General features: G+C 40.9%; 3 protein-coding genes. 2 read left to right on the forward strand and 1 reads right to left on the reverse strand.

Going from position 1 to position 13,277, the window contains the following annotated elements; all coding sequences use genetic code 11:
- Positions 1-24 precede the first annotated feature (24 nt).
- Positions 25-6,378, forward strand: coding sequence for a SpaA isopeptide-forming pilin-related protein (locus tag ACTNB8_RS10945; RefSeq protein WP_441054622.1), 6,354 nt, complete (start codon positions 25-27; stop codon positions 6,376-6,378).
- 191 nt (positions 6,379-6,569) lie between these two features.
- Positions 6,570-11,771, forward strand: a complete 5,202-nt coding sequence (locus ACTNB8_RS10950; RefSeq protein WP_441054624.1) for a DUF4430 domain-containing protein — start codon at positions 6,570-6,572, stop codon at positions 11,769-11,771.
- Positions 11,772-11,849: 78 nt separating this feature from the next.
- Here ACTNB8_RS10950 and ACTNB8_RS10955 read toward each other — a convergent pair whose 3' ends face one another.
- Complete coding sequence (locus tag ACTNB8_RS10955; protein WP_441054626.1) at positions 11,850-13,007, reverse strand: MFS transporter; 1,158 nt, start codon at positions 13,005-13,007, stop codon at positions 11,850-11,852.
- Positions 13,008-13,277: the final 270 nt, after the last annotated feature.

Genomic DNA, 13,277 nt, shown 5'->3' on the forward strand with positions numbered 1-13,277 from the left:
AAATAATGAAGGGACGTGGAACGAATGAGAAAATTTGAAAAATGCAAACGTATTCTGGCATTTCTACTGGTTTCTCTGCTGATGGTGCAGCAGTGCAGTGTTGCAATTTTTGCTGACGGACAGACTGTGAATGCAGTGGAAGTACCAGGGCAGGAAAACAGTGCCGCTGAAAATTCAGAAGAAAATGAAGAAGATGTTACATCAAAGGAGGCAGATGCGGAACAGGCAGAACCGACGCAAACGCCGGAAGCAACGGTAACGCCGGAAGCAACGGTAACACCAGAACCAACGGTGACACCGGAGCCGACAGAAATGCCTGAGGTAACAGAGACACCTGAGGAAGCAGAGACAACAGAGACACCTGAAATAACAGCAACTCCGGAAGTAACAGTAACGCCGGAAGTTATACCAGAAGAAAAGAAAGATACAGAAGAAGAAACAGATCAGGATAAAGCAGGTGTAGACTGGAGTTATTCTACGAATTTGAATGATTTTGTAACAAAGGCTGAGGTTGTTGGCGTCTCTGTTAAAGATGGCAAATATCAGCTTGAAGAGAATGAAGATTATACAATTCGACTATCATTTGCTGAGAACAGACAGCTCCAGTTCAGTGACAATGATGAAGATAATGGGACTTTATATTATGCATTGCCAGAAGGTCTGACGTTGCCGGAAAGTTTCAGTGGACAGAGTCATCCATTTAATATTGAAACTTCCGCAGGCACACTGGAGAATAATACTTTTGAATATGATGCTGCAAATAATCGGATAGTTGTGCATCTTAATACAACGCATGTTAATTATGAGGCTTTTAAAGGATCTCCGGATGCAAAATTCAGCCTCGATATGCAGGTGCATTTCAGTAAAAATGTAAAAACTATTGATTTTGGAAATGACATTATAGTGGAAGTCAAAATTAATTCAGAACATAATCTGGATGTTACCAAAAAGGCAACTTATAATCGAGAAGGCGGTTATATTGAATATCAGATTAATATCACATCAACAGGAAGCAACTCAAATGTACACGTTACAGACACACTGACCGGAGAACTCCTGAAGATGTATGATGCATCAGATATTACAAAGATTTCTTCAAGCGTAAAAGGTAATCTGAAAGATGGAGAATCGAAGCTGGAACCTTCTTTTGACAGCAATAAAATGATGTTTACCATTCCTTCCATGGAATCCGGTGAAGTAATTACAATTGTATATCGTGCAAAGATTGATTACAGCAAGATTACATCTGGTGTAAAAGCAACTACAGAAAATACTAAAAATACAGTTACGGTAGAGGGCGATGACGTACAGGATACTGCCAGCGCAGGAATCAAAGACAACAGAATTTATTTTCCAATGATCCGGAAAAATGTCAATTCAGATAATCAGGTCAGTGGAAGTACGTACACCTATACGATTATTGTAAATGAAGATGCAAAATATAATCTTTCCGGACAGACAATTGTGGATTCCATTACGGAAAACAGTGATTTTATGATATTTACAGGTGACGGAATCACAGTAGTGAAATACAACGGTAACGATCAGATTGGAGATCCAATAAGTGTTTCATGGGAAGATCTTAGAATTGACCCGCAAAAGGATAAAACCTGGAAATATACTCTGCCATCAGATACCGAAAAATACATATATAAGATTACTTATACAGCACAGGGGACAAATGATACCCTGGAAAATAAAAAGGTGCGGAACAGAGCATCTTTTGAAGATGGCAGTAATGGTTGGAACAGAGATGTCACAGTGAGACCTGTTAATGGAGTTCTCAGTGTTGATAAAAGTGGTAAGATCATAACCGGCGCAACTGCCCAGGATAAACAGATTGAATGGACAGCATCATTTAATGTGGTAAAAAATAAAGAATATACAAACTGTGTACTGGAAGATATACTTCCGAGTGCGAAGATTGATGGTAAATATTATTCAGATTCTCTTGTTGAAAATTCTGAGGATGTCAAAAAATCTGTGACTATATCAGGACTTAGTGACAATGAGGATTATGAACTGGAAAAATATACGGATAATAATGGAGTAAACTGCTTCAGAATAAAATTTTATTATGAAGAAAACGGACAGAAAATATATGGTCTGCAAACATCTGAAAAAGAGCGAACAATTACAGTTACTTATCGTACAGATGTGGATAAGACATGGATTGGAAAATCAGACGAAAAGAATTACAGAGAGCATAAAAATACAGTCAGAGTGTCTGCTTCAGGTACAACAGCAGATAAAGATGCAACGGTTGTCGTACATACAAGAACTCTTAATATAAAAAAATCAGCGAAAACGGTGTTTACAGATGATAATGGACTCAGTGTGATCCGATACGAAGTCGTTATTACTGGAATAGACAGTGACAGTATTACAATTGATGATATTTTTAAAAAAGATCAGCTGATTTATTATGAAGATAATAATTATAAATCCTCCATCGGTTTTGACAGCAAAAATAATTATAAAACAGACAGAGGTGGTAAACTGTCCTATACTGTGACAAAAACAGGTACTCAGTTTACTATAAGTGAAATCCCGAAAACAACTGTCGGTGATTACTATCCAAACTGTAAACTGACCTATTATATGAAAGTAAACGGTACAGACGGCCTGGAAACCATCAAATCAACTGAACAGGGTGGAAAAGTTACAAACACAGTTAAACTTGGTGATCTGGAATCTTCTGTCAGTACAGAGGTTGCCGGAGATGATACTCCGATCCAGAAGGATATGACAGAGGGTACTGCATCAAACGGATTTACAGCAACTTATACTCTGACTGTTAATAAAGATAAGAGAAAATATGGCACAGAAGATACACTTAATGTAGATGATGTGATGCAAAATGCATGGCTTACAAATATAGGCGAAATGAAGATTACGACAGATCCGGAAGAAAAAGCGGGTCAGGTGACAACAACAATGGATGAAGCGACCAAGACACTTCATTTCATAATTCCTAATGAGACAAAAGTGGTTATCCAGTACAAGGCGAAATGGTTCGGACAGGGTAATGTTGATCACAGAAATACAGCAAGTGTGTATGGATATACAACAGAGACAAGTGAAAACTGTGATGCATCTTACGGAGGAAGCGGAACAGCCAGTCAGTATAAATTATCTGTCTATAAGTATGACAGTGCAAACTTCCGTAAAGGACTGGATGGAGCGACATTTGAACTTCAGGAGTATTTTAAAGATGGCTGGGAAGATGTAAAGGCAAATGATGGAAAGACCGTATCAGTCACCACTGATGATAAAGGAGTGGCAACTCTTTATGGACATCAGGGTAATAATGGCTGGGCACTTAATCCGAATGTAAAATATCGTCTGGTAGAAACTAAGGCACCAGATGGATATACACCTATAAGCGAGCAGGATTCGCCTGTGTTTACAATCTCCACAGATGGTAAACATGGTGCAGCAGATGGAACTTACTATTATTATAGTGGAGAGGAAATTCAGATTGCTGACCAGCAGACTTCTGTAGAAATCAGCAAGTATGATGCGACTGAGAAGAGAGAACTTGAAGGAGCAAAACTGCAGATCCTTGATGAAAACAAAAATATTGTCAGTATTGATGGAGAGCCTGCAGAGTGGACAACCTCAGATAAGGGTAGCCATACTGTTAAAGGTCTTATAGCAGGAAAGACATATTATCTGCATGAGGAGACAGCACCGGAAGGATATACGGTAGCGCAGGATATCCAGTTTACGATTGAAGCAGATGGAACTGTAAAAGTGATCAGTGAAGCCGGAGAAAAAGAAACTGTTGAAAAGATTGTGATGAAAGATGTGCAGACATCACTAAAAATAAGGAAAACAGATATCGTAGATGGAACAGTGCTTGAAGGGGCAAAACTGCAGATCCTTGATGAAAACAAAGAACCAGTGAAACTCGGAGAAGTCGTACTTGAGTGGATATCAGGAAAAGAAGACAAAGTTATCGAGGGCCTTACAACCGGAAAGACATACTATCTGCATGAGGAGACAGCACCAGAAGGATATACGGTAGCGCAGGATATCCAGTTTACGATCGAAGCAGATGGAACTGTAAAAGTGATCGGTGAAGCCGGAGAAAAAGAAACTGTTGAAAAGATTGTGATGAAAGATGTGCAGACATCACTAAAGATAAGGAAAACAGATATCGTAGATGGAACAGTGCTTGAAGGGGCAAAACTGCAGATCCTTGATGAAAACAAAGAACCAGTGAAACTTGGAGAAGTCGTACTTGAGTGGATATCAGGAAAAGAAGACAAAGTTATCGAGGGCCTTACAACCGGAAAGACATACTATCTGCATGAGGAGACAGCACCGGAAGGATATACGGTAGCGCAGGATATCCAGTTTACGATTGAAGCAGATGGAATTGTAAAAGTGATCAGTGAAGCCGGAGAAAAAGAAACTGTTGAAAAGATTGTGATGAAAGATGTGCAGACATCACTAAAAATAAGGAAAACAGATATCGTAGATGGAACAGTGCTTGAAGGAGCAAAACTGCAGATCCTTGATGAAAACAAAGAACCAGTGAAACTTGGAGAAGCCGTACTTGAGTGGACATCAGGAAAAGAAGACAAAGTTATCGAGGGCCTTACAACCGGAAAGACATATTATCTGCATGAGGAGACAGCACCGGAAGGATATACGGTAGCGCAGGATATCCAGTTTACGATTGAAGCAGATGGAACTGTAAAAGTGATCAGTGAAGCCGGAGAAAAAGAAACTGTTGAAAAGATTGTGATGAAAGATGTGCAGACATCACTAAAAATAAGGAAAACAGATATCGTAGATGGAACAGTGCTTGAAGGAGCAAAACTGCAGATCCTTGATGAAAACAAAGAACCAGTGAAACTTGGAGAAGTCGTACTTGAGTGGATATCAGGAAAAGAAGACAAAGTTATCGAAGGCCTTACAACCGGAAAGACATATTATCTGCATGAGGAGACAGCGCCGGAAGGATATACGGTAGCGCAGGATATCCAGTTTACGATCGAAGCAGATGGAACTGTAAAAGTGATCAGTGAAGCCAGAGAAAAAGAAACTGTTGAAAAGATTGTGATGAAAGATGTGCAGACATCACTAAAAATAAGGAAAACAGATATCGTAGATGGAACAGTGCTTGAAGGGGCAAAACTGCAGATCCTTGATGAAAACAAAGAACCAGTGAAACTTGGAGAAGACGTACTTGAGTGGACATCAGGAAAAGAAGACAAAGTTATCGAGGGCCTTACAACCGGAAAGACATACTATCTGCATGAGGAGACAGCGCCGGAAGGATATACGGTAGCAGCAGATACGAAGTTTGTATTGAATGAAGACGGAACGATCAATGTTGAGGAAACAACTGCAACGGTGAAAGACGGAGTACTTGTGGTTGATGACAGCATGATCAAGAGTGAAAAAGCTTCCATCGAAGTAACCAAAACTCTTGATTACAACGGAACTGAACTGGGCGCAAATGATCAGACATTCTATGCAGCACTGTATGGTGACGAAAACTGTACAGTCAGACTTACAGATGTAAAAGCGCTGGAGTTTAAGAAAACAGCTTCTTCCACAGTGAAATTCACAAACCTGGAAGTTGGAAGAAAATATTATGTATCAGAATGTGATGCAGAAGGTAATGCTCAGAATTCCGGAATGCTTGCAGATTCCGACAGAACGGCTTACAGTGCAAATTTCCAGAATGGAAACACTGTGACAGTAGATAAAGCAGATGACAGTAAGGAAATCCGGTTCCAGAATGAATTTTTGAAAATCCCGGACGGTTTCTATAAAGTAGGAAAACTTAAACTTACAAAGAAGCTTCTTGGAGCAGATGGAAAAGCAAAAAACAGCACGGACACATTCTATGCTGGAATTTTTGATGATGCAGGATTCACAAAGCTTTCCGAAAATGTATCACAAAATGTGGTTGCGCTGGATATGAATAATGGTTCTTCAGCAGAGACCACCGTTGATGTGTCAGTTGTTGACGGAAAGATGACTACATTGTATATAACAGAAGTTGATGCAAATGGAACTCCTGTAATGAACAGTAGCAGTTTTACGTATGAAATGACAGTAGATACGGATAAAATTGAATTTACTGCGACAAATACAAAGGGCAGCATTACAATTACAAATCAGGAAAAGAGTAACGAAGAGACACCAGATGATGAAATTACCCCATCTCCAACACCTGAAATAACAAAAGCGCCAACAACAGCATCACCAACAAGTGTGCCGGCAACTACAACAGCGAATGCAGCAAAAACGGTAAAAACCGGTGATAATACACCAATTGCGGTATTTGTTCTTTTGCTTGCAGCAGCAGTAGCAGTAATTGCCTTCATATTTATAAAACGGAGAAAAAATAAATAAAGACTGAAACACAAAAGGCCATGGTTGATAATATGTCAACAGTGGCCTTTTCTGGTAAATAAAAATCGTTAAATGGTTGACAGACTAAAGGATTTACCATATAACTGAGTATAGGTTTGTTACATTTTTATGCGGATAATGATCAGGGAATGATTTTTCCTGAATACAAAAAAAGAAGGAGAGGTAATGCAATGAGGAACAAGAAATATGGAAAACAGTTGCTCAGTATGCTGCTTGTTGGTCTGTTATCTTTGAATACACCGATGATCGCACTAGCAGAGTCCGAAGAACTTCAGATATTGGAAGAACCGACTCAGGAAGCAGACATTACAGATAGCGAAGAATCTGATGAATCAGAAGTGACACCAGATTATGAAGATGCAGCTGACAGTGAGGAAATAACTGACGAGACAGCAGGAGGAGAGCAGTTTCAGGACGAAGCGGAGACAGAACTGTTTGAGGATGAGGAATCAGCACAGGAAGCGGGTGCTGCTGATTTCCCAACGGAGATTCCGGCTGGAGAAACCTATAGACTGACAGAGGATATCACATTAACAGAGGGTCAGCAGATCACAAATCTGGCAGGAACACTGGATGGACAGGGACATACTATCACTCTGTCAGGAACTTCACTGGCAACAAATGTATCCGGAACGATCCAGAACCTGGGTGTGAAGGGAACGGTAAATGTAACAAGTGGTTATGGCGGAAGTATGGCATGGACGCTGACAGGAACAATCCAGAACAGTTATTCAACAGCAAAAATAGATGCTGGCTGGAACACAGTTGGAGGTCTGGTTGGAACAATATCAGGAGGAACTATTCAAAACTGTTATTACGCTGCGGAACTGGAAATGATGAACGGCGGAATGGCAGCATATGCATCAGGTGATGCAAAATCTACAGTATCCAACTGTTATTATCAGTCGGGAACGATGATCGAAACCATTGCCATGAGTGCATCTAATGCAGATACAGACATCACAAACTGTGCTGCAAAATCAGCAGAAGAACTGAAATCAGATGCAACTGTTGCACTTTTGAATACTGGTATCACAGATACTGGTTATATATTTGCAGTGAACTCAGATGGTGGTTTTCCGGTTCTGACAGCCGGATCAGCAGAGATCAGCTGGAAACCCCTTGAAGATGCACTGAAACAGGCAGAGTCTTACGACGATACAGTGGCCGATACTTATACAGCAGATACCTGGAAAATACTGACAGATGCAGTTGCAGCTGGAAAAGCGTTAAAAGAAACTAAGAATGCAACCCAGGCAGAAATCAATCAGGCTGCAAAATCAATTACAGATGCAATTACAGGTCTGAAGAAAGCACCAGTTGAGAAGCCGGTAGCTGTTCCAAAAGATGCAATTCAGATTGCTTCGCAGGCAGATTTTTCCAAAATGGACCCATCTAAGGGAAAATATTTTGTACTGACACAGGATATTACCATTGACAGTAATTATGCAAGCGAAAGTTCCTATATGAATCTCGCCCCATTTGCAGGTGTACTGGACGGACAGGGACACACCATTACATTTGATAATGCCGGAGCATTATTTTCCAAACTGGATGCAGGCGCAGTAGTTCAGAATATAAGTCTGAAAGGTTCTATGACCGGAAGCAGCACTAATGTGACAGGACCGTTTGGTACTACAGCTTATGGAGCTTCTATCGTGAACTGCAGAAGTGAGATCAGCGGAAGCAATGTGGCAGGTTTTATCGGAAAAACCGGAGTTAATATGGGAGCAACTGCCGCACAGGATACTACAGGTGTAATTGCAAACTGTATTGCTGTAGGTGATACTGGAAAAGGTGCACTCTGTAATAGTAGCAGTAACCAGACCGGAGCAGCCATCATCAAAAACTGCTATTGGGTTGACACCCTTGGCAGTGGTTCTGGTGCCATGTCCGAAGAGGATATGAAGACTTTGGATCTGGTAGGTAATTTAAATGCCAATAAAGGTGACAATGGAACTTCATGGGGACAGGGAAGTGATGGTTATCCATATTTCGGAGCGAACCAGTCTTACACACCAGGAAGTTTTGAATGGCCGGAAACCGGCGAGAACAAATATCCGATGGCATTTCAGGCTTATAATGGCGAAGAAGCTGTTACATTAGAGGACAGCCGCCTGGAAGTATCTCCTGATTCAGTAGGTGCGGCAAATATTGCAGGAACTTTCTCAGTGCAGGGTTATACAGCACCGGAAGGAAGTGAGATCAGCTGGAGCCTGACAGATGCGACCAAACCGGCAAAATCTTTTGCAATCTACCCGGATGGTAAATTCTGTGTCAATGGAACCGGTGTAGCAGTAGTACAGGCGAAGGACGAGAATGGTAAAGTGCTTGCCACAGCAGCAATCCACTCTTCCAGACAGCAGATGACAGACATCAAACTGTACATTGACGGAGAAGATGTAACAGATGGTAAAGTTACTGTACAGGGATCAGATTATAAGAGAATTACTGTAAAAGCACAGTACCAGGAAAATGGTGATTACCAGGAAGTATCTTACGCTTCCTTTACTTATACACCAGATGAAGAAGGCGCAAAATTACTCAGTAACCGTGTAAATACATCCAGTGGATTTTCCTTTAAAACTCCGGGAACTGCAACTTTCACTGTAGCTGCAAAAAGCCAGCCGGCAATGAAAAAAACCGTAACCGTAACTTCCAAATACGTTCCGGTAGAGTCAGTTGTTCCGGCAATTTCAGGAACAAAAGAAATTCACAGCAGAAATGCAAACAGTGACGGACAGGAAACAGATGGAAGAGTTGCCTTTAACCCGATTCTTGGATCTGCGATCGTCACACCGGCAAATGCAACTAATGCAGATAAAGTAACAATTACCAGTGATGATCCCGATGGAACGATTGCTTATTACACAAGCGGTGAAAAAGGATATGTACCGAAACAGGCTGGTACTGTAACTTTCACTGCAACTATTGAAGATACAAATCCGCTGACCGGAGAAACAAAAACAGTTTCCGGTGACAGCACTGTAACCTTTGTATATAAAAATAATGTTAAATCTGTCGAACTTGCAGACGCAGACAAAAATATCACTGTAGAAGCAGGAAAGAGCAGTGAAAAATTTAAACCGGTAGTAGCAGGTGAACTGGACGAACAGGGATATGATGTTACAGAGCCTGCACTGAAATGGACTTACAGCAAGAAGGGAATTGCCCAGGTAGTAAGAACAGGAAGCGGTTACTGGAAGAAGAATGGCGATTACAATGTAGATGCTCCGGATTATGGTGATTATCTTCCAGTGGCAGAATACCAGGTAATGGGTCTGTCAGAAGGTACCGTAACTGCAACCGGAACACCAATCGATAACAAAAATAACGTAGCACCGGTTACAATTACCATCACTGTAACAAAAGGCAGTGGAACCGGCGTAGACGTAAGTGCAAAAGCAAATGAAGGTGCAGATAATGCACTGAATTATATTGATAACAAGCATAGCGAGAACGGATATGCCTATGGTAATGAATGGCTGATCTATGCCATGCTCCAGGGCAACAAAGAACTGAGCGAAGATGTAAAAAATGCGTATTATACATCTGTCGCAGCAGAAGTTAAGAAATGGGACGGAACGAAGAAACCGACTGATATCGAACGTACTGCCCTGGCTCTTACCAGACTTGGAAAAGATATTACCAATGTAAATGGTGTTAATCTGGCTGCCATGATTTACAATTCTGACAGACTGGCAGATGGCTCAAACGAGCTTGCATATGCACTTCTGGCGCTGGATGCAGCCAATATCACAATCCCATCAGATGCAAAATGGTCAAGATCTGCTATCATCGCAGAATTGTTGAAATTCCAGAATCAGAATGGCGGATTTGGATTAACTGACAATGAAGTTGCCAGCGTAGATATGACTGCTATGGTATTACAGGCTCTGGCACCGTATAAGAACCGCGCAGGTGTAAAAGAAGCAATTGATAATGCTCTGGTATATCTTCAGAATCAGATGAGAGATGATTTTGGATATGGTACTTCAGAATCTACTGCACAGGTACTGCTTGCGCTTACCTGCCTTGGTATTGATCCGACCTCTGTAGAAGCAGGATTTGGTACACCTGACTTCAATATGATCACTAATCTGATGAAATATCAGAAAGATGACGGTGGATTTTCTCATAATATAAATGATACAAAATCACAGGAAATGTCTACCGTGCAGGTATTGCAGGCTCTGGATGCATACCGTAGCGGAAAAACAACTTACTGGGTTGTAAAAGGCGAATATGTGAGCATCATGGTGTCCATCCTGGGTGATGATGTACATAACAGTGATAAAGATGGACAGATTCATGTATTATCCAGAAACAATCTGAAAGTATGGTCAGCACAGACTGAGTATCGTATGAAAAAAGCATCTACAGCTATGGAAGCAATTGATGCAGCACTGGCGGCAGCAGGAATGACTGCTGAAAAAGAATATAATGATACTTATATTTCATCAGTAACTACTAAAGACGGTGTGAAACTTGGTGAGTTCACTAATGGAAAGAAATCCGGCTGGCTTTACAGCGTAAACGGAAAAGATCCGGATGTTGGAGCATGCGATTATGAATTAGCAGATGGAGATGTAGTTGTTTTCCATTATACAGATAATTATCTGAAGGAAAATCTGCCGGCAGATCATCAGCACAACTGGGGCAAAGGTATTGTGACCAAAAATCCGACCTGTACAACAACGGGAAGCCGCAGATTTATCTGTGAATGTGGAGATACAAAAACAGAAGTTATTCCGGCAACAGGACACCAGATCAAAAACTGGAAGAAAATATCTGATGCGACTGTATTTGCACCAAAGAAAGAAGAAGGTGTATGCAGTATATGCGGAGCCAAAGTAACAAGAGACAGCGGTAAGAAGCTGAATGCAACCATTAAAGTAAATGCAACAACACTTCCGCTGAAAGTAAAACAGAAGACTAGTGCTCTGAAGGTAAGTGGTCTGGCAAATGGAGATTATGTAAAATCCTGGAAGTCAGGCAACAAAAAAATCTTTACTGTATCTAACAAGGGCGTTATCAAAGCAGGTAAGAAGACTGGAAAGGCAACACTGACCATCACACTTGCCAGCGGACTGAAAAAGAAAGTTACAGTTAAGGTACAGAAAGGCAAAGTAACTACCAAAAAGATCAGTGGATTAAAATCCAAAGTAACTCTGAAAAAGGGTAAAAAGCTGACACTGAAACCGGTACGTACACCAGTCACATCTACACAGAAATTTACTTACAGTACTTCTAACAAGAAGGTTGCAACGGTAAACAGTAAAGGTGTGATCACAGCGAAGAAAGCCGGAAAAGTTAAGATTACAGTTAAATCCGGTAAAAAGAAATTTACGGTAACCGTAATAGTAAGATAGTATTGAATTTTGTATTAAAGGCAGTCTTTCCGTTATAGAAGACTGCCTTTGGAATATGTCTGCTAAAGCAGACTGCATCTATAGCGCTTTACATTTTCTTTCCAAAAGTTCATGCATATATACCATCAGTGCAAGTAAAATCAGTAAATATACTGGCAACAATCTGACAGATATATGATTTGCGATCAGGCCAAACAATGGTGGCATAAGGCATGTCCCGACATAAGCACTGGCCATCTGCACACCGATAATTGCCTGTGAGCGTTCCGCACCAAAATGTGACGGTGTGGAGTGGATAATACAGGGATAGACAGGGGCACAACCCAGTCCGATCAATGAAAAACCAATTAGTGAAATTATTTTTCCAAAAGGAAGTATCATTACGACAATACCTGCAAGGATGATGGTCTGTCCCATTCGGATCATCTGGCAGTCTTTTAATTTCATGGCAATAAAACCATTGATTCCACGGCCAATGGTAATGCCGATACAAAACATACCGGCAAAGGAAGCCGCTGTTTTGGCATCTACGCCTTTCGACAGGTGCAGGTAACTGCTTGCCCATAACATGGTTGTTGATTCAATGGCACAATAGCAGAAGAAGCAGAGCATAACTGCCTTTGCACCCGGAATTGCGAGGATTTCTTTCAGAGAAAGAGTTTTTCCATGGACTGTTTCACCAGATGATGTGTTTTGTTCTTTCCATTTCGGAAGACTGAATACCAGAACCGCTGTAAGCGCGATCTGTAATACAGAAATGATTCGATATCCTTTATTCCATGTGGCACCGCCAGTCAGCACGGCACCCATGATATAAGGACCAAGTGTGGCTCCGACGCCCCACATACAATGAAGCCAGCTCATATGTTTGCTGGAATAATGCAATGCAACATAATTGTTTAAAGAAGCGTCTACACTTCCGGCACCAAGACCATAAGGAATCGCCCATAAGCATAAGAGGATAAAACTGTGGCTGATGGAAAATCCCCACAGGGCAAGTGCAGTAATACCAACACTTACGGCAGTTACTTTGCCTGTTCCAAATTTTCTTGTGAGGTGATCGCTTTGCAGACTGGAAATAATAGTTCCCAATGCAATGATCATGGAGATTATTCCCGCGTAAGACACCGGAACCTGAAATTGTGGATACATATTCGGCCATGCTGCACCGAGCAGAGCATCAGGAAGTCCGAGGCTGATAAACGAAAGATAAATAACTGCTAATAAAAATACCATTTTTTTTACTCCTGTTTCTTTGTGTGATGATATTATATATCATAATGTCCTTTTTGGATAGTTTTTTACACATTTCGGATATAGAATGCATTCTGGAGCTTGGCGGAGAACTTAAGAGGATATAAATCCATGTAACGACGAATAATACAGTAAATGACATTGCTCAAGGCAGAACAGTCAGTAAGTTAACTGTTGTTCCAACAAAAACAAAAAATCAATAGTTTTTGGAACACAATCCAAAAACTATTGATTTTTTTGTTGCTTTTGGAA

It is taken from the genome of Blautia sp. HCP28S3_G10, assembly GCF_052065235.1.
GTDB lineage: Bacteria > Bacillota > Clostridia > Lachnospirales > Lachnospiraceae > Blautia_A.

Bases quoted from the DNA above. Each gene is read 5' to 3' on its own strand.
- ACTNB8_RS10945 (WP_441054622.1), top strand. From the start codon at position 25: ATGAGAAAATTTGAAAAATGCAAACGTATTCTGGCATTTCTACTGGTT.
- ACTNB8_RS10950 (WP_441054624.1), top strand. From the start codon at position 6,570: ATGAGGAACAAGAAATATGGAAAACAGTTGCTCAGTATGCTGCTTGTT.
- ACTNB8_RS10955 (WP_441054626.1), bottom strand. From the start codon at position 13,007: ATGGTATTTTTATTAGCAGTTATTTATCTTTCGTTTATCAGCCTCGGA.